The sequence below is a fragment of the Brevundimonas sp. genome (assembly GCF_036405315.1).
Lineage (GTDB): Bacteria > Pseudomonadota > Alphaproteobacteria > Caulobacterales > Caulobacteraceae > Brevundimonas.
In genome coordinates this window covers 1-17,148 of record NZ_DASWXW010000086.1, presented here as the reverse complement: position 1 = coordinate 17,148, position 17,148 = coordinate 1, and the positions used below count along the sequence as shown (strand labels likewise).

Sequence of the window (17,148 nt, the reverse complement as noted above, 5' to 3'; positions counted from 1 at the left end):
CAAGGTTCGGCCATGAGCCAGAAATCCCGTCTGCTTGGCATGGCCTTCGCCGCCGCCGACGCCCTGATCGAGGTGGACGGCGCCGGCCAGGTCGCCTTCGCCCTGGGGGCGGGACCGGTCGCCGGGCAAGGGGCCGCCTCATGGATCGGCCAGCCGCTGAGCGCCCTGCTGGCGCCCTCCAGCCGCAACGCCGTCGCCGAGACCACGCGCGCCTTGGCCGCCGGCGAGCGAAGCGAACCCCTGGAGATCCTGCTGGAATGCGGCGACGGCCGCGTCCGTCGCGCCCTGTTCCGCGCCTTCATCCTGCCGGAACTGGCGCCCGCTGTTTCCGGCGCCCTGATCTATCACGGCGCGCCCTTTGCCTTGAACGCCGGCGTCGCCGCGATCGCCGACGCCGCGACCTTCATGGACCTCGCCCGGGACAGCCTGGCCGACAAGACCGGCGCGGCGCTGCAAAGGCTCGCCCTGGCCTTCATCGAGGTTCAGGGGCTGACGGCCGCCAACGACGCCGCCAGCGAACGCGTCGCCGCCCGCATCTCCGCCCATCTGCAGTCGGCTTCTCACGACGGGATCAGCGCCGGTCGCCTGACGCCCACCCGTTACGCCCTGCTCAAGGACGCCGTGGACGACCGTGATCTGGCGGCCGCCGTGCGCGAGGCGGGGTTGGCCGAGGGGCTGGAGCTGTCGACCCGCGCCAGCCAGGTCTCCGTCGGCTCCGACGCCCTGTGCGCCCTGCGCGCCATGCGTTTCGCCATCGAAGGCTGCCTCAAGGACGACGGCGCCCAGCCCGAGCTCAGCTTCGCCGATTCCCTGTCGCGCACGCTCAAGGACGCCGACCGTTTCCGCGGCATTGTCCGCGACCGGGAATTCAACCTCTTCTATCAGCCCATCGTCGATCTGAAGACGCGCGCCGTGCACCATTTCGAGGCCCTGGCCCGCTTCGGCCAAGGCGGCGCCCCCGCCCCCGCCATCCGCATGGCCGAGGAGTTGGCCCTGATCGAGAGCTTCGATCTGGCCGTGGCCGAGAAGATCGTCCACCGCCTGCGTCAGCCCGGCTCGGGCCTGCTGAAGGTGGCCATCAACGTCTCCGGCGCCTCCCTGGCCAACGACACCTACGTCGCGGCCCTGCTGCGCATGACGGCGGCCGAGCCTGACAACCGCCGCCGCCTGATCGTCGAGGTGACGGAAACCGCCGCCCTGGCCGATATCGCCGCCGCCAATCGTCGCCTGGGCGCCCTGCGCGACGCCGGGATCAAGGTCTGCATCGACGACTTCGGCGCAGGCTCCGCCGCCTTCGACTATCTGCACGGTCTGTCGGTCGACGCCGTCAAGATCGACGGGGGCTTCGTGCGCCAGATCGACGGCGACGAGCGCGCCCGGACCATGGTCAGCCATCTGGTCGACCTCTGCGCTTCGCTGAACCTGACCACCATCGCCGAGATGATTGAAACCGAGGAAGCAGCCCAGACCGTTCAGGCTCTCGGCGTCGGCTATGGTCAGGGCTGGCTCTTCGGCCGCGCCGAAGCCGAACCCGTCACGACCGGCCCCGTCTCCTCCCGCGCCCGCCGCCAAGGCGTGGTCGAAGCCTGGGGCTGATCGAGTTCGGCGCGCCGATCCCAATGAATTTCAGGGATTGCCGGGGCCTCAGGGCGTTTCACCCGCCTAGGCCACCGCCAGCGCCAAGATCCCGCTCCAGCCGGACCTCCCGATCGACCCCGACATTGTCCATAAAGTCCCGATCATGGGTGACGATCACCAACGCCCCGTCATAGGCCGCCAGCGCCGCCTCGATGGCCGCGATGGAATCCAGATCCAGATGGTTGGTCGGCTCGTCCAGGATCAGCAGTTGCGGCGGCCGCGCCCCCGTCATCACGCAGGCCAGCGCCGCCCTCAGCCGCTCCCCGCCTGAAAGCGTCCCCACCGTCCGCTGCGCCGCCGTGTTGCGGAACAGGAACCGCGCCAGCGCCGCATGGGCCTCGTTCGGCGTCCCTTCCGGGTTCAGCCGCCGCCAGGCCTCGATCAGCGTCTCCTCCGGCTTCAGGATCGCCGCCGCCTGATCCAGCAGGGCCGCCGCCACGGGGCGCTCGATCCGCCCCGCCGTGGGCTCCAGGTCGCCCGCGATCAGCTTCAGCAGCGTCGTCTTGCCCGCCCCGTTCGGCCCCGTGATCGCCACCCGCTCCGGTCCGGTCAGCCGTAGGGACACCGGCCCCAGGATCATTCTCCCCTCCGGGCTGCGCCACTCCGCGCCGTCCAACGCCAGCACCGTCTTGCCCCCCGCCAATCCCGTGGGCGGCATGGGCACGGACAGCAGCCGCGCCTGCTCAACCCGCTCTCGCGCCTCGGTCAATCGCGTCTCGACCTCGGCGCGACGGCGCTCGGCCAGCCGCCCCTCGCGCGCTCCGCTTTCCTCGGCCCGCTGCGCCCTGGCGTCGAGCAGGATCTTGGGATCAGACGTCCCCGTCCGATGCGCCCGCCCCGCCTTGTCGCGCTTGGCCTTCTTCTCCAGCGCCGTCTGCGCCTCGCGCGCGGCGCGGCCGACCTCGCGCTCGGCCGTTTCCAGATCGCGTTCCGCCGCCGCCCGCTCCGCGTCGCGCCGCTCGACATAGAGGTCCCAGCCGCCGCCATAGGTCCGCGCGCCCAGGCTCGACAGTTCGACGATCCGATCCATCCGCCGCAGCAGGCCCCGGTCGTGGCTGACGGTCAGCACCCCGCCCGGCCAGCGCCCGACGACCTCGGCCACCAGAGCCCGCGCCTCGGCGTCCAGATGGTTGGTCGGCTCGTCCAGCACGATCAGGTCCGGCGCGGCCAGCATCAGGCCCGCCAGCCGCAGCCGCGTCTGCTCGCCGCCGCTCAGGCCGCCTGTAGGGCGATCCAGCGCCAATCCCTTCAGCCCGACCTGGGCCAGCGCCTCGTCCAATCGGGCCTCCAGCGTCCAGTCAGCCTCGGCCATGTCCTCGACCGTGCCCTCGCCCGCCAGCACCCGCTCCAGCAGGGCCAGAGGCTCCGCGGCGCCCAGAGTCTCGGCCACGGTCTCGCCGGGCGCAGGCTCATAGGATTGCGCCAGCCAGCCCACGCTTCCCGCGCGCGCCACCGTGCCCTCGGCGGGTTCGGCCAGACCGGCGACAAGCCGCAGCAGCGTGGTCTTTCCCACGCCGTTGCGGCCGACAACGGCCGTGCGCTCGCGCCCGAAGGCGAGGCTCAGATTATCGAAAAGGGTGCAGCCGTCAGGCGTGCGGGCCGCGACGCTGCTGAGCGTCACGATAGCTAGCCTTGGCGCGGATGCGGACGGGCTGAGGCTTGGGTTGAGCGAGGACATAGGCGAGCACGAAGAGCGGAGCGGAAAGGGCGAAACCGATTTCCAGAGCGCTGATCATGATCGTCGTGCCTCCTCGTCAAATACGTTGGCTGAATGAAAGGATGGGTCCTGATCTTTCGCAGCGCAACCCCAATTCTCCTGCTGCGCTTTTGCAACGCAGCGCGGCGCGCCTATCTTCAGGCCATGACCGCGCCCGATCGAACCGTCGCCTTCCGCATCGACAAGCCAGCCCCCGACCGGGCCGAGGCCGCCGCCCGCCGGGCCGAAGCCGTCCAGCGGATCCGCGACGAGACCGGCATCGACGAGGCCCTGATCGACGCCCTGGTCGAGGGCTTCTACGCCCGCGTTCGCGACGACGACTTCATCGGCCCGATCTTCGCCGAGCGGATCAAGGAATGGGATCCGCATCTGGAGCAGATGAAGCTCTTCTGGTCCTCGGTCGCCCTGTCCACCGGCGTCTATCAGGGCCGGCCCATGCCGAAACACCTGCCCCTGCCCATCGACGCCCGCCATTTCGACCGCTGGCTGCAGATCTTCGAGGCGACCGCCCGCGACCTCTGCCCGCCCGTCGCCGCCGACCACTTCATCGTCCGCGCCCGCCGCATAGCTGAGAGCCTGGAACTGGGCGTCGCCAACGCCAACGGCGTCCTGGTCGGCCCCGGCGAACGCTACCGCCGCCCCGAGCCCGCCTGGACGCCCGGCGCCTGAGCAAAAGTTCTCATATTGTTCTTGCTGTTTCGGGAGAATTGATCCCCATATAGCGTCGTCGCCCCGGACCGTTCCGGGGTCTTCCGCGTTCCCGGATTCCATGACCGAAAAGCACAACTTCATCCGCGTTCGCGGCGCCCGCGAGCACAATCTCAAGGGCGTGGACGTCGATATTCCGCGCGAGAAGCTGGTCGTGATGACCGGGCTGTCGGGGTCGGGCAAGTCCTCTCTGGCGTTCGACACCATCTACGCCGAGGGCCAGCGTCGCTACGTCGAGTCGCTGAGCGCCTATGCGCGCCAGTTCCTGGAACTGATGGGCAAGCCGGACGTGGACCTGATCGAGGGCCTGTCGCCGGCCATCTCCATCGAACAGAAGACGACGTCGAAAAACCCGCGCTCGACCGTCGGCACGGTCACGGAAATCCACGACTACATGCGCCTGCTGTGGGCGCGCGTCGGCGTGCCCTATTCGCCCGCCACCGGCCTGCCGATCGAAAGCCAGACCGTCAGCCAGATGGTCGACAAGCTGACCGCCCTGCCCGACGGCGAGCGCATCCTGCTGCTGGCCCCCGTCGTTCGCGGCCGCAAGGGCGAGTACAAGAAGGAGATGGCCGAGTGGCAGCGTCAGGGCTTCCAACGGCTGAAGATCGACGGCGAATTCTACGCCATCGAGGACGCCCCCGCGCTCGACAAGAAGTTCAAGCACGACATCGACATCGTCGTGGATCGTATTGTCACCAAAGAAGGTCTTGAGCCGCGCTACGCCGACAGCATCCAGACGGCGCTGAACCTGGCCGACGGCATCGCCACCGCCGAATGGGCGAGCGCCGCCGAGGGCGAAGAGCCGCGCCGCATCGTCTTTTCCGAGAAATTCGCCTGCCCCGTCTCGGGCTTCACCATCAGCGAGATCGAGCCGCGGCTCTTCTCGTTCAACAACCCCTTCGGCGCCTGTCCGACCTGCGACGGCCTGGGGGTCAAGCTGGCCTTCGACGCCGATCTGGTCATCCCCGACCGCGACAAGACCCTGCACAAGGGGGCGGTGGCCCCCTGGGCGCGCGGTCCCTCGCCGCTCTACACCCAGACCCTGCAGTCGCTGGCCCAGCACTACGGCTTCTCGATGGACAAGGCCTGGCGCGACCTGCCGGAACAGGCCCAGAAGGTCATCCTGCACGGCTCGGGCGGCGAGAAGATCAAGTTCGTCTACGACGACAACGCCCGCAAATACGAGGTCGCCAAGGCCTTCGAAGGCGTCCTGCCCAACCTGGAACGCCGCTGGCGCGAGACCGACAGCGCCTGGGTCCGCGAGGAGCTGGGCCGCTATCAGTCCGAGACGCCCTGTGAGGTCTGCGGCGGCAAGCGCCTCAAGCCCGAGGCTCTGGCCGTCAAGGTCGGCGGGGCCGACATCGCCGAGATCAGCTGGCTGTCGATCTCCAAGGCCTATCTGTGGTTCACCACCCTGGACGACCACCTGACGGACAAGCAGCGCGAGATCGGCCGCCGCATCCTCAAGGAGATCACCGACCGGCTGCGCTTCCTGAACAACGTCGGCCTGGACTACCTCAGCCTGTCACGCAGTTCCGGCACCCTGTCGGGCGGCGAGAGCCAGCGCATCCGTCTGGCCTCGCAGATCGGCTCGGGCCTGACCGGCGTCCTCTATGTGCTGGACGAACCCTCCATCGGCCTGCACCAGCGCGACAACACCCGCCTGTTGGAAAGCCTGATGGGCCTGCGCGACCTCGGCAACTCGGTCCTGGTGGTCGAGCATGACGAGGAGGCGATCCTGACCGCCGACTACGTCATCGACATGGGCCCGGCCGCCGGCGTCCACGGCGGCGAAATCTGCGCCCAGGGCACGCCCGCCGAGGTGATGGCCAACCCCAACTCCCTGACCGGCCAGTACCTCACCGGCGCACGCGAGATCGAGCTGCCGCCCGAGGGCCGCCGTCCGGTCGACCGCAAGCGGATGCTGAAGATCAGCGGCGCCACCGGCAACAACCTGAAGAACGTCACCGGCGAGATCCCGGTCGGCCTGTTCACCTGCGTCACCGGCGTGTCCGGCGGCGGCAAGTCCACCTTCACCATCGAGACCCTCTACAAGGCCGCCGCGCGTCGCCTGCACAACGCCTCCGACGCCCCCGCCAACTTCGACCGGATCGAGGGGCTGGAGCAGTTCGACAAGGTCATCGACATCGACCAGTCGCCGATCGGCCGCACCCCGCGCTCGAACCCGGCCACCTATACCGGCGCCTTCAATCCAATCCGCGACTGGTACGCGGGCCTGCCGGAGTCCAAGGCGCGCGGCTACGGCCCAGGCCGCTTCAGCTTCAACGTCAAGGGCGGCCGCTGCGAGGCCTGTCAGGGCGACGGGGTCATCAAGATCGAGATGCACTTCCTGCCCGACGTCTACGTCACCTGCGACGTCTGCAAGGGCAAACGCTACAACCGAGAAACCCTTGAAATTGTCTTCAAGGGCAAGAGCATATCCGACGTTCTGGACATGACGGTTGAAGAGGCGGCGCGCTTCTTCAACGCCGTGCCCTCGATCCGCGACAAGATGCTGACGCTGGAGCGCGTGGGCCTGGGCTACGTCAAGGTCGGCCAGCCGGCCACCACCCTGTCCGGCGGCGAGGCCCAGCGGGTCAAGCTGTCCAAGGAGCTGGCCCGCCGCGCCACCGGCAAGACCCTCTACATCCTCGACGAGCCGACCACCGGCCTGCATTTCGAGGACACCCGCAAGCTGCTGGAGGTGCTTCAGGAACTGGTCGACAACGGCAACACCATCGTCGTCATCGAGCACAACCTGGATGTCATCAAGGTCGCCGACTACCTGCTGGACTTCGGTCCCGAGGGTGGCGACGGCGGCGGCGAGATCGTGGCCTTCGGCACGCCCGAGCAGGTGGCCGACAACGCCGCCAGCTGGACCGGCAAATACCTCAAGGAGGTGCTGGACCGCCACGAAGAGCGCCGCAAGGCGCGCGTGGCCGCCCTGCCGGAAGTTCAGAAGGCAGAGAAGAAAGCCCGCGCCCGCAAGAGCGCCTGACCGGATCGATCAGGCCTCCCTATCCTCGCCGTGGCCGCATCAGGCGCGCGATGCGCCCCTGAGGTGCAGATAGGCGGCCGAGAACGGCGCATACATGATGACGATCTGCGCCGCGGACATCACGGCGTTGACCACCAGCGACACGGCCAGCATCGGCCCCAGGGCGCTGAGCAGGCTGGGAACGCTGGCCCCTTCCATGCCGACCAGACGCTCGGCGCCGCCGACCATCAGGCTGAGCGGGGCCGCCACGGCCGAGCCCAGCAGGCCGACCAGCATGGCCATGACCCAGGCGATGATCGCCATCCCGAACAGCGGCCAAAAAGTCTTCTGCCCCGTCATGGCGAAGGCCGACTTCACGGCGATCCGCCCCTCGGCGAAGGTCGCAGGGACCACAAGGCTGAGCCGCACCGACAGCCAGATCGCGACGGCCAACAGCGCCAGCGACAGCAGCACCACGGCCAGCCACAGCGCCGGCGCGGTCATCGCCAGGGCGGCGACCAGGCTGACAAGCATGAAGCCGACGACGGTCACGCCGAACATGATCAGGGCGACGATCAGGCTGGCCCCCAGCACGCGCAGCTCGTCCTTGCCGACGCGCATGTAGCCGAACTTGCGATCCTCGGGCCGGATGACGGAGCGGGCGATGGCGGTGCTGATCACCGCGCTGAACAGCAGGCCCAGCGGCGCGGCCCAGGCGACGATGACGCCATAGGCCTGCATCAGCGGCTGCATCTCCTCGAGCGACGGCTCGGCCTGCCCCTCCATCTGCGAGACCATCGACAGGATGGTGGCGAAGTGCGAGCCCACCAGCAGGAACAGCAGGCCGAAGAAGACGGCGTAGGCCGCCGCCCAAAGCAGCACGGCGACGGGCGCGCGGCGCGTCAGGCGAAAACCTTCAAAGGCGCAGTCGGTGGCGGGAAAGATCATGCAGGTCGTCCTCGATTCCCGCTCAGCCTAGCGCAACCGGACGCGCTTCGTCCTGCGGCGCTTGCGCCAGCAGCGACCGGCACGCCTGAGCATAGGGCGCCGCCATCACCGTGGTCAGGAAGCCTTGCAGCCAGGACAGGGGCACGAAGGCCGCCAGCGCCCAGGGGATCAGAACGCCCCAATCGACCTCGGGCGGCGCGCCCTGCTCCAGCATGGCCGCCAGGCTGAAGACGTTAATCCCGGCCAGCAGGAACAGCACCGCAGCAATGACCGCCAGCAACGCCGCTTCAATCGCCAGCACGACTGCGACGATGGCCAGGCTCAGCCCCAGCAGCCGCAACACCTGCCCCTTCGACAGCTTCCAGCCCGGCACGAAGGCGAAGTCGCCCAGAGCCACGCTGGCCGGCATGATCAGGCAGGCCCGCAGCAGCACGCCCCAGACGGCCAGCCCCGCCGCCAGCGCCGTCAGCAGGCCCAGGGCCACCGCCGCCGCCTCCGACACGAACCACAAGCCGGCGCCGACCGCGAAGGCGACCAGGGCGATCACGATGGCGGCGGCGTAGAAGCCGACGATCATGGCCAAGGCGACGACGGCGACACGCACCTCGTCCATGCCGAGCTTCAGCCCGGCGAAACGCGCCGCGCGTTCAGGGAACAACACGGTCCGGAAGATCGCGGCCGTCACCACCACCCAGATCAGGGCCTGCAGGATGTTCGCCAGCCCCGACCAGGCCTGAAACTGCATCATCTGCCCGACGAAGGCGGCCGAGGGCTCCTCGGACGCCATCGCCTCCATCGAAACCGCGCCGAACATTCGCAGCATCAGAGCCCCGAACAGCAGCGACGGCGCAGCCGACACGACGCCCCACGCCCAGACCCGCAGCGGCCTGCGCCGCGTCAGCCTGAACCCAGAGGCCAGGGCCTCGCCGATGGAAAACGCCGTAGTCATGACTGGCTCCTGTGAACCGCCGTCTTTAAGCCAGACCATATAGCACGCGCCACCCCGCCGCAGCCTCGGTGCGGAAGACAGGCTGACGGACGGCTCCGGGACGGCTAGAAGGCCGCCATGTCGAACGCAGCTTCCACTCCCCAGCCCATCCCCGCCCCTGTGCACGTCATCGGCGGCGGCCTCGCCGGCTCCGAAGCCGCCTGGCAGATCGCCCAGGCGGGCGTGCCCGTCATCCTGCATGAAATGCGCGGCGTGCCGGGCATCAAGACCGACGCCCACCAGACGGACGGTCTGGCCGAGTTGGTCTGCTCCAACTCCTTCCGCTCGGACGACTGGGAATACAACGCCGTCGGCCTGCTGCACGCCGAGATGCGGGCGCTGGGCTCGATCATCATGGAATGCGGCGACGCCCATCAGGTCCCGGCGGGCGGCGCCCTGGCGGTGGACCGCGACGGCTTCTCCCAGGCCGTGACGGCCAAGTTGGAAGCCCACCCCCTCGTGACCGTCGTGCGCGAGGAGATCGCCGGCCTACCGCCGGAGGACTGGGACAACGTCATCGTCGCCACCGGCCCGCTGACCTCGCCCGCCCTGGCCGACGCCATCCTGAAGATGACCGGCGAGGAAAGCCTAAGCTTCTTCGACGCCATCGCCCCCATCATTCACGCCGACAGCATCGACTTCGACATCGCCTGGCGTCAGTCGCGTTACGACAAGGAAGGCCCGGGGGGAGACGCAGCCGCCTACGTCAACTGCCCGATGGACAAGGAGCAGTACGACGCCTTCATCGACGCCCTGCTGGGGGGCCCCAAGGCCGAGTTCAAGGACTGGGAGAACGTCCCCTATTTCGACGGCTGCCTGCCCATCGAGGTCATGGCCGAGCGCGGCCGCGAGACCCTGCGCCACGGCCCGATGAAGCCCGTCGGCCTGACCAATCCGCGCAACCCGACGGTCAAGGCCCACGCCATCGTCCAACTGCGTCAGGACAACGCCCTGGGCACCCTGTTCAACATGGTCGGCTTCCAGACCAAGCTGAAGCACGGGGCGCAGGCCGAGACCTTCCGCATGATCCCCGGCCTGCAGAACGCCCAGTTCGCGCGCCTGGGCGGCCTGCACCGCAACACCTACCTGAACAGCCCGCAACTTCTGGACAAGCAGTTGCGCATGAAGGCCATGCCGCGCCTGCGCTTCGCCGGTCAGGTCACGGGCGTCGAGGGCTATGTCGAAAGCGCCGCCATGGGCCTGCTGACCGGCCGTCTGGCCGCGGCCCAGGCCCTGGGCCGCGACCTGTCCGCCCCGCCGCCGGAAACCGCCATGGGCGCCCTGGTCGAGCACATCACCGGCGGCCATCTGGAAGGCTCCAAGTTCCAGCCGATGAACATCAACTACGGCCTGCTGCCGCCGCTGGAAGCCCCCAAGGTCGACGAAAACGGCAAGCGCATCCATCCCAAGGAACGCGGCCGGGCCAAGAAGCGTCTGCAATCCATCCGCGCCATGGAGGCGCTGAAGGCCTGGCGCGACGCCTGAGCGATAGGCCGGGTCGCCTCAGCGCAGTCTGGGCAGGCCCGGCCGGAACTGCAGCGTCATCACGCCCAGAACGACGACGCCGACGCCCATCAGGACCCAGGCCCCGGTCAAATCGGCCATGTGGTCGCGCAACAGGCCCGCAGCCAGGGGCGACAGGCTGGCGATGATGTAGCCCCCGCCCTGAACGAAGGCCAGCAGATCACCGGACCGGCTCGGATCGTCGATCTGGTCCATGGCCAGGATCAGGGTCAGGGGGAAGATGGCCCCGATGCCCAGCCCCATGACGATCACGACCGGAACCGCCAGAGCGACCGGCGCAACCACCAGTCCCGCCAGACCGATCAGGGCCAGACCCAGCGCCGTCAGGATCGGCCCGCGCCGATCCGGGAAGCGCGCGATGACCATCGAGACGATGATCCCCGCCGCCACCTCGGCCCCGGTCATGCCGCTGAGCAGATAACCCGCGGTCGCCCTCGCCTGCCCCAGATCGACATAGAAGGGCGGCAGCCAGGCCAGCACCAGCGTATAGGCCGAGGTCCCCAGCCCCATGATCAGGATCAGGCTCCACGCTCGGCCCTGTTTCCAGAAGGGGATTTCCGGGTGCGTCGTCTCGGCCACGGCCGCCCGGTCGGGCTCCTCGGCCGCCGGATCGCGCGCGGCGATCAGCCAGACGACCGCCGCGACGAAGGCCGGTGCACTCCACAGCGCCAGCGTCCAGGCCCAGCCGACCGTCTCGGCCAGGCCCGCCGCCGTGGCCGCCGCAATGGCCGCGCCTCCCATGATGCCCGTGGTGTAGACGGCCATCACCGTGCCGAACCGCGTCGGGAAGGCCCGCTTGATCACGACCGGCGCCAGGGCCTGGATCAGTGCCACGCCCACGCCCACGACCGCCGCGCTGGCGATCAGGCCCGCCGTGTCTTTAAGCGACGCCCGCACCAGACAGGCCCCGCCGATCAGCAGCGCCCCCAGCAGGATGCCGCGACGCTCGCCCAGCCGCCGCCGCAGCGGCCGGATCGACAGGGCGCCGAGGCCGATCATCGCCACCGGCAGGGTGGTCAGCAGGCTGGCGGCGGTGGAATCCATCCCCGTCGCGCCCTCGATCAGGTCCAGCAGCGGCCCGACCGCGGCCATCGCCGGACGCAGGTTCAGCGCCAGGGTGAAGATGGCCGCCAGCAGCAGCAAGGACGCGCCGCGCGCCGGTTCGGTTTCGGACCGTGCGGTCATCAGACAGGACTCCACTGGAAAATCGCGCTAGTCTCTCGACCTCAAGTATCTCGATGTCAAGACAACTCATGCCCGACAGAGCCTCCCGCGCCGCCGCCCAATGGGCCGTCCAGCGTCCCGACATGGACATGCTGCCGATGGAGGCGCTGGGCCGCTTGCACGAGGCCTCCATCCTGGTCTCGCGGGAACGCCAGGCGCCGCTCTACGCCCGCTACGGCCTGCAACAGGGCGAGTTCGACGCCCTGGCGACCCTGCGTCGCTCGGGCGCGCCCGAAGGCCTGACCCCGACCGCCCTGTTCGAGGCCGCCATGATGTCGTCCGGCGGCATGACGGCCCGCATCGACCGGCTGGAGAAGGCGGGTTTGGTCGAGCGCCGCCCCCACCCGACCGACCGTCGCGCCACCCTGGTGCGCCTGACCGACAAGGGCTTCGACCTGATCGAAACCATCATGCCCCATCATGAAGAAGCGGCGCGAGACATCCTCGCGCCGCTGTCGCTCGATGAGCAGAAGACCCTGAACGCCCTGCTGGCCCGCCTGATCGGCGGCCTCTGCGACTAGACGCGGCCGCGCAGCACCGCCCACAACAGGCGCAACCGCTTGACCGGCTCGGGGTGATCAAAGCCCGCGAGCGCAGCGTGGGCCGTCGCGGGAAAAGCTGAGGTCGGCAGAGTCTTGAGCGCCGCGTTGACGGCGGGCCGCAGCACCCTCGCCTCGTCGGCTCGGCCGGTCTGCGACAGGGCCCACAGACGCCCGACCTCGACGACCGCCGCCTCATGCTCCGCGCCCGCCAGCATCCGCACAGCGACCTGCATCGGGCCCACATAGAAGGCGTCCAGGTCGTGTGGTTCGCCATGCACCCGACCGATATGGGCTTCGATCAGGGCGTCAAACGGCGCGCGCTCCAGACCATGCCGGGCGACGGCGGCGGTCAGGGCCTCCAGCACCGGATGGCCGACGCGCGGCGTATTGGCGAAGACGCCCTCCATCTGCTCGGCCCACCACGTGTAGCGCATCTCGGCCAGCATGGGCTGGGTGACGCGCGTGGGAATGGCCAGCAGCTCCGCCTCGAAGGCGTAGAGGGCGATCAGGTCCGCGCGCGCCTGTTCGTCGGCCACGAACCGGCTGGACAGCCAGCGGTCGGGGTCGGCGGCGCGGACCTGGGCATCGAGATCAACAGTCATTGCGCAAGGCCATCGGCCATTGCGCGCAATGGCGCAAGCCTCAGCCGAACAGGGTCTGATACATGGCCATCGAAGTCAGCATCGGCAGCGACAGCAGCAGGTTGGTGCGGCTGCCCAGCATGGCGATGCGCGCGGCCTTGGCCTTCCTGTCGTCGTCGACGGCGACGATGCCCAGGGCGCGCTTCTGGTTCGGCCAGATCACGCCCCAGACGTTCAGGAACATGACGATGGCTAGCCAGACGCCGATCCCCATCAGGGTGAACTGCTGGTCGCCCGCGTTCAGACCGCCAGCCAGGCCGAAAGTCAGGACTTCGTGGGCATAGGCGTGGCCGCGCGTGAACAGGACCGCGATCCCCGCCAGCACCGTCACCAGCGCCGACCAGCGGAACCAGAACAGGGCCTCGGGCGCGATGTGCTTGCTGACGGCGGGCTTCAACTCGGCCGGGATCGCAGGCATGACCCGGATCTGCACGAAGTTGAAATAGTAGAGCAGGCCGATCCACAGGATGCCGGCCACGACGTGGACCCAGCGGAAGGCCGCTTGGGCGAAGCCGAGATCGAAACCGCCCGGCGCGATGCGGCCGAAGGCGAAGATCATGACCCCCGCCAGCAGGATGCTGAGCAGGAAAGTCGTTCTGAAGTTGGAAAGCAGTTTGGCCATGCGCCCCTCCCCGGGTCGGAATCAGGAAGCGTGACCTTACTCCTCCCTCCCCGTCGGGGGGAAGGAGGAGCATTTTCAGGTGAACCGGCCCCTTAGGGGCGGCTGGCCATGCCGAACTTGACCGGCTTGGCGTCCTCGTCGATGGAGCCGCCGCGCTTGACGCCCCACAGCAGGATGATCGGCGCGCCGACATAGATCGACGAATAGGTGCCGATGATGATGCCGGCCATCAGGGCGATGGAGAAGCCGAACAGGGCCTCGCCGCCGAACACGGCCAGCGCCGCCAGCACCATGACGGCGGTGACGCCAGTGATGATGGTCCGCGACAGGGTCTCGTTGATCGACAGGTCGATCACCTCGCGCAGGGGCATGGTCTTGTACTTGCGAAGGTTCTCGCGAAGGCGGTCGAACACCACGACCGTATCGTTCATCGAATAGCCGATGACGGTCAGGATGGCGGCCACCATGTTCAGGCTGAACTCCAGCCGGAACAGGACAATCAGGCCGAAGGTCAGGATCACGTCGTGCACCAGACCGGCCACGGCGCCGAAGCCGAACTGCGGCTCGAAGCGGAACCAGATATAGGCGAACATCAGCACGATCGCCGCGCCCAGCGCCATCAGGCCGCTGCTGAACAGCTCGCCCGACACCTTGGAGCCGACGACGCTGGTGCCCGAGAACGTCACCTGACCGACGGCGTCGGTGATGCCCTTCTGAACCCGCGTCACGACCGCCGTCTGATCCTCGTTTTCAGGGACCTGGAAGCGGACGATGGCGCGCTGGTCGCCGTCGATGTTCTGGACCTGGACCTCGCCCAGATCGAGGTTGTTCATCGCTTCGCGCACCTTGCCGGCGTCGATCGACTTGCCGGCCGGGGCGGTCATTTCCATGACCGCGCCGCCCTTGAAGTCGATGCCCATTTCAAGGCCGGGGTAGAAGCAGGCGACCAGCGAAGCGACGCACAGCACGGCGGACAGGATGCCCGCCGGCAGGGCGTACCGGACAAAACGGAAATTCGTCTTGTGCGGCAGCAGTTTGATGAGGGGCCATCCACGCATCGCCATCACTCCGCGATCGGCAGTTTTTTGGGCTTGGCGACTTTGAGCCAGTACCCGAGCAGGACCTGGGCGACCATCACCGAGGAGAACATGGAGGTGAACACGCCGATGGTCAGCGTCCAGGCGAAGCCGCGCACCGGGCCGGCGCCAAAGGCGAACATGATCAGCGCCGCGACCAGGGTGGTCAGGTTGGCGTCGATGATGGTGCCCATGGCCTTGTTGAAGCCTGCGTCCATCGAGGCGATGACCGAACGGCCGGCCCGCGCTTCGTCACGCATCCGCTCATAGATCAGAACGTTGGCGTCGACGGCCACCGCGAAGGTCAGGACCAGACCGGCGATGCCGGGCAGGGTCAGGGTCGCCTGGAACAGCGACATGGCCGCCACGATCAGGATGCCGTTCAGCATCAGACCGATGACCGAGATCCCACCGAACAGGAAGCCGTAGGACAGGATCATGAACAGGACGATGATGGCCGCGCCGACCGCGGTCGAAACCTGACCGGCCTTGATGGCGTCCGCGCCCAGTTCGGCGCCGACCACGCGACGTTCCTCGACCTTCAGCGGCGCCGGCAGGGCGCCGCCGTTGAGCAGGTTCACCAGGGTCGCGGCGGACTCGATGGTGAAGTTGCCGGTGATCTGACCCGAACCGTTGGTGATCGGCACCTGAATGGTCGGGGCCGAAATGACCTTGCCGTCCAGGATGATGGCGAAGGGCTTGCCGATGTTCTGGGTCGTCGCTTCGGCGAAGCGACGCGCGCCCTGACCGTCGAAGCGGAAGTCGATGGCCGGGCGGCCGTTCTGATCCGAGCCGACGCCGGCGCGAGTCAGGTTTTCACCCGACACCAGCACCCGCTTCTTGACCAGATAGGGCGTGACCCCGTCTTCGCCCACCAGCAGTTCGGAATCCGGCGGCACCCGGCCGGCCATGGCGTCCGCCAGGCCGTTCGGGCTGACATCGACCATCTGGAAGGTCAGTTGAGCCGTCTGGCCGATGACGGCCTCCAGCTTGGCCGGGTCGCTCTCGCCCGGCGCCTGGACGACGATGCGGTCGGCGCCCTGGCGGGTGATCGAGATTTCCTTGGTGCCGGTGCTGTCGATCCGGCGACGGACGACTTCGATCGACTGATCCACCGCCGTCGCGCCCATGGCGGCCAGGGCCGCGTCGGTGAAGGCGAAGCGGATACGGTTGTCGCCCAGGCGGGTGACAACGCGGTCCGCCTGGCCTTGCGGGGCGCCGGCCTGGGCCAGGTTCCGCAGCGCCGTCAGGGCGGCGTCGTATTGCGCGCCCTCGCCGATCGTCACGACCACGCCGCCGGCTTCGCGCTGCAGGCCGCCGATGGGGATCTTCTGCTCGGCCAGGGTGACGCGAACGTCTTCGACCAGATTGGTGACGCGCTTGGCGCGCATCGCCGGCACGTCGACTTCCAGCAACAGGTAGGACCCGCCCTGAAGGTCGAGGCCCAGGTTCAGGCCGTTCTTGGGCAGCCAGCCGGGCAGAGCCTCGCGCTGCGCGGGCGTCAGGACATTGGGAAAGGCCAGCAGCAGCCCGAAAACGAGCGACAGCACGACCAGGACGATTTTCCAGCGCGAAAGCTGAATCATGTCAGGGCTCTTTTCGGGCGGGCGTCAGCGGCGAGAGCCGCTCAGCCCTTGTCGTTGGCGGCGATGGCGGTGCGGTTGCGCACTTCGGCGATCATCGCCTTGACCACGCGGACGTTCACGCCCTGCGAGATCTCGACCATGGCCTCGGCGTCCTCGACGCGCGTCACCTTGCCGACCATGCCGTTCGACAGGACGACTTCATCGCCGCGCTTGACGCCGGCGATCAGGGCCTGGTGAGCCTTCATCCGCTTCTGCTGCGGGCGGATCATCAGGAAGTAGAACAGGATGAAGATCGCGACGATCGGCGCGATCTGCACCACGATGGCCATCAGGCCGCCTTCGGAACCAGTAGGCATGGAAACTCCCCGAACCGGGCCGACCTCGAAACGGGGGCCCCATTAAATTGAGGCGCGGAAACTAGGGCGCGCCGTGCCGATTTGCAACGCGGCCTGACGTCTCTTGACCTCAAGCGATGCCGCCCGGACACGCCGGGCGGTCCTCGTCAGCGCGGCAGAACCGTCAGCGGGTCGATCGCGACCGGATCATCGCCGCGCATCTGACGCGTCTCGAAGTGGATCGAGGGGCGCCCGTCGCCCGCCGTCAGGCCGACCGTGCCGATGGCCTGGCCGGCGCGGACCTCGGCGCCGTCGCGCACGGTGGCCGAGCCCAGATGACCGTAAACGGTGCGCCAGCCGTCGCGGTGAGCGATCAGGACGGTCAGCCCCTGCCCCACCAGATCGCCGACATAGGCCACCCGGCCAGCGGCGGCGGCCTTGACCTCGGTCCCGGCGGCGGCGCCGATATTGACGCCGTTGTTGCGCTCGCCCATCCCGACCGGACCAAAGCGACGCAGGATGTCGCCGCGCACGGGCCACTGCATGGCCAGGGCCTGGCCCACGGCGGCGCCCTGGGCAGGCGCGGCGGCGGCCGGCGTCCGCGGCGGCGGCGGCAGGG

The 17,148-nt window shown here is 68.6% G+C and carries 16 protein-coding genes; 5 read left to right on the top strand and 11 right to left on the bottom strand.

Going from position 1 to position 17,148, the window contains the following annotated elements; genetic code table 11:
• Nucleotides 1-12 precede the first annotated feature (12 nt).
• Nucleotides 13-1,596: an EAL domain-containing protein gene (locus VGE49_RS05265; protein WP_331033518.1), complete on the top strand. Its 1,584-nt coding sequence runs from the start codon at nucleotides 13-15 to the stop codon at nucleotides 1,594-1,596.
• Nucleotides 1,597-1,654: 58 nt separating this feature from the next.
• Here the strand turns inward: VGE49_RS05265 and VGE49_RS05260 are convergent, their stop codons facing one another.
• Both VGE49_RS05260 and VGE49_RS05255 read right to left on the bottom strand, forming a co-directional pair.
• The gene (locus VGE49_RS05260; RefSeq protein WP_331033517.1) at nucleotides 1,655-3,259 is read right to left on the bottom strand and encodes an ABC-F family ATP-binding cassette domain-containing protein; all 1,605 of its coding nucleotides are present in this window, start codon (nucleotides 3,257-3,259) and stop codon (nucleotides 1,655-1,657) included.
• On the bottom strand, nucleotides 3,225-3,374 hold the full coding sequence (locus VGE49_RS05255; RefSeq protein WP_331033516.1) for a hypothetical protein: 150 nt from the start codon (nucleotides 3,372-3,374) through the stop codon (nucleotides 3,225-3,227). Before VGE49_RS05255 ends, VGE49_RS05260 begins: the two co-directional genes overlap by 35 nt.
• Nucleotides 3,375-3,499: 125 nt before the next feature.
• Here VGE49_RS05255 and VGE49_RS05250 point away from each other — a divergent pair, with 125 nt between their 5' ends.
• The gene (locus VGE49_RS05250; RefSeq protein WP_331033515.1) at nucleotides 3,500-4,024 is read left to right on the top strand and encodes a group III truncated hemoglobin; all 525 of its coding nucleotides are present in this window, start codon (nucleotides 3,500-3,502) and stop codon (nucleotides 4,022-4,024) included.
• Nucleotides 4,025-4,124: 100 nt separating this feature from the next.
• Nucleotides 4,125-7,064, top strand: coding sequence for an excinuclease ABC subunit UvrA (uvrA, locus tag VGE49_RS05245; RefSeq protein WP_331033514.1), 2,940 nt, complete (start codon nucleotides 4,125-4,127; stop codon nucleotides 7,062-7,064).
• A gap of 39 nt (nucleotides 7,065-7,103) precedes the next feature.
• Here the strand turns inward: uvrA and VGE49_RS05240 are convergent, their stop codons facing one another.
• Nucleotides 7,104-7,991 carry a hypothetical protein gene (locus tag VGE49_RS05240; RefSeq protein WP_331033513.1) on the bottom strand — a complete coding sequence of 296 codons (888 nt, stop codon included), beginning with the start codon at nucleotides 7,989-7,991 and terminating at the stop codon, nucleotides 7,104-7,106.
• 22 nt (nucleotides 7,992-8,013) lie between these two features.
• Complete coding sequence (locus VGE49_RS05235; RefSeq protein WP_331033512.1) at nucleotides 8,014-8,940, bottom strand: hypothetical protein; 927 nt, start codon at nucleotides 8,938-8,940, stop codon at nucleotides 8,014-8,016.
• A gap of 117 nt (nucleotides 8,941-9,057) precedes the next feature.
• Between VGE49_RS05235 and trmFO the strand changes: the two genes are divergently transcribed.
• Nucleotides 9,058-10,464 carry a methylenetetrahydrofolate--tRNA-(uracil(54)-C(5))-methyltransferase (FADH(2)-oxidizing) TrmFO gene (gene trmFO, locus VGE49_RS05230; RefSeq protein ID WP_331033511.1) on the top strand — a complete coding sequence of 469 codons (1,407 nt, stop codon included), beginning with the start codon at nucleotides 9,058-9,060 and terminating at the stop codon, nucleotides 10,462-10,464.
• Nucleotides 10,465-10,482: 18 nt separating this feature from the next.
• Here trmFO and VGE49_RS05225 read toward each other — a convergent pair whose 3' ends face one another.
• Nucleotides 10,483-11,688, bottom strand: a complete 1,206-nt coding sequence (locus tag VGE49_RS05225) for an MFS transporter (RefSeq protein ID WP_331033510.1) — start codon at nucleotides 11,686-11,688, stop codon at nucleotides 10,483-10,485.
• Between the two features lie 68 nt (nucleotides 11,689-11,756).
• Here VGE49_RS05225 and VGE49_RS05220 point away from each other — a divergent pair, with 68 nt between their 5' ends.
• Complete coding sequence (locus tag VGE49_RS05220; RefSeq protein WP_331033509.1) at nucleotides 11,757-12,248, top strand: MarR family winged helix-turn-helix transcriptional regulator; 492 nt, start codon at nucleotides 11,757-11,759, stop codon at nucleotides 12,246-12,248.
• Here VGE49_RS05220 and VGE49_RS05215 read toward each other — a convergent pair.
• The 6 genes from VGE49_RS05215 to VGE49_RS05190 form a co-directional block, all read right to left on the bottom strand.
• Nucleotides 12,245-12,871 carry a squalene/phytoene synthase family protein gene (locus VGE49_RS05215; RefSeq protein WP_331033508.1) on the bottom strand — a complete coding sequence of 209 codons (627 nt, stop codon included), beginning with the start codon at nucleotides 12,869-12,871 and terminating at the stop codon, nucleotides 12,245-12,247. The two genes, VGE49_RS05220 and VGE49_RS05215, sit on opposite strands and share 4 nt — an antisense overlap.
• A gap of 40 nt (nucleotides 12,872-12,911) precedes the next feature.
• Nucleotides 12,912-13,532: a hypothetical protein gene (locus VGE49_RS05210; protein ID WP_331033507.1), complete on the bottom strand. Its 621-nt coding sequence runs from the start codon at nucleotides 13,530-13,532 to the stop codon at nucleotides 12,912-12,914.
• A gap of 92 nt (nucleotides 13,533-13,624) precedes the next feature.
• Nucleotides 13,625-14,596 (bottom strand): protein translocase subunit SecF, encoded by a 972-nt coding sequence (gene secF / locus VGE49_RS05205; RefSeq protein WP_331033506.1) that lies wholly within the window; start codon nucleotides 14,594-14,596, stop codon nucleotides 13,625-13,627.
• A complete protein-coding gene (secD, locus tag VGE49_RS05200) occupies nucleotides 14,596-16,194 on the bottom strand; it encodes a protein translocase subunit SecD (RefSeq protein ID WP_331033505.1) in 1,599 nt (532 codons plus the stop codon). Before secD ends, secF begins: the two co-directional genes overlap by 1 nt.
• Before the next feature lie 41 nt (nucleotides 16,195-16,235).
• A complete protein-coding gene (gene yajC / locus VGE49_RS05195; RefSeq protein ID WP_292082982.1) occupies nucleotides 16,236-16,550 on the bottom strand; it encodes a preprotein translocase subunit YajC in 315 nt (104 codons plus the stop codon).
• A 146-nt stretch (nucleotides 16,551-16,696) separates the two neighbouring features.
• Nucleotides 16,697-17,148 (bottom strand): murein hydrolase activator EnvC family protein (locus tag VGE49_RS05190; protein ID WP_331033504.1); only part of this gene is annotated, 452 nt, incomplete at its 5' end.

What these genes read in the sequence shown, in the direction of transcription:
- VGE49_RS05265 (WP_331033518.1), top strand. Translation starts at nt 13, where the DNA reads ATGAGCCAGAAATCCCGTCTGCTTGGCATGGCCTTCGCCGCCGCCGAC.
- VGE49_RS05255 (WP_331033516.1), bottom strand. Translation starts at nt 3,374, where the DNA reads ATGATCAGCGCTCTGGAAATCGGTTTCGCCCTTTCCGCTCCGCTCTTC.
- VGE49_RS05250 (WP_331033515.1), top strand. Translation starts at nt 3,500, where the DNA reads ATGACCGCGCCCGATCGAACCGTCGCCTTCCGCATCGACAAGCCAGCC.
- uvrA (WP_331033514.1), top strand. Translation starts at nt 4,125, where the DNA reads ATGACCGAAAAGCACAACTTCATCCGCGTTCGCGGCGCCCGCGAGCAC.
- VGE49_RS05240 (WP_331033513.1), bottom strand. Translation starts at nt 7,991, where the DNA reads ATGATCTTTCCCGCCACCGACTGCGCCTTTGAAGGTTTTCGCCTGACG.
- VGE49_RS05235 (WP_331033512.1), bottom strand. Translation starts at nt 8,940, where the DNA reads ATGACTACGGCGTTTTCCATCGGCGAGGCCCTGGCCTCTGGGTTCAGG.
- trmFO (WP_331033511.1), top strand. Translation starts at nt 9,058, where the DNA reads ATGTCGAACGCAGCTTCCACTCCCCAGCCCATCCCCGCCCCTGTGCAC.
- VGE49_RS05225 (WP_331033510.1), bottom strand. Translation starts at nt 11,688, where the DNA reads ATGACCGCACGGTCCGAAACCGAACCGGCGCGCGGCGCGTCCTTGCTG.
- VGE49_RS05220 (WP_331033509.1), top strand. Translation starts at nt 11,757, where the DNA reads ATGCCCGACAGAGCCTCCCGCGCCGCCGCCCAATGGGCCGTCCAGCGT.
- VGE49_RS05215 (WP_331033508.1), bottom strand. Translation starts at nt 12,871, where the DNA reads ATGACTGTTGATCTCGATGCCCAGGTCCGCGCCGCCGACCCCGACCGC.
- VGE49_RS05210 (WP_331033507.1), bottom strand. Translation starts at nt 13,532, where the DNA reads ATGGCCAAACTGCTTTCCAACTTCAGAACGACTTTCCTGCTCAGCATC.
- secF (WP_331033506.1), bottom strand. Translation starts at nt 14,596, where the DNA reads ATGGCGATGCGTGGATGGCCCCTCATCAAACTGCTGCCGCACAAGACG.
- secD (WP_331033505.1), bottom strand. Translation starts at nt 16,194, where the DNA reads ATGATTCAGCTTTCGCGCTGGAAAATCGTCCTGGTCGTGCTGTCGCTC.
- yajC (WP_292082982.1), bottom strand. Translation starts at nt 16,550, where the DNA reads ATGCCTACTGGTTCCGAAGGCGGCCTGATGGCCATCGTGGTGCAGATC.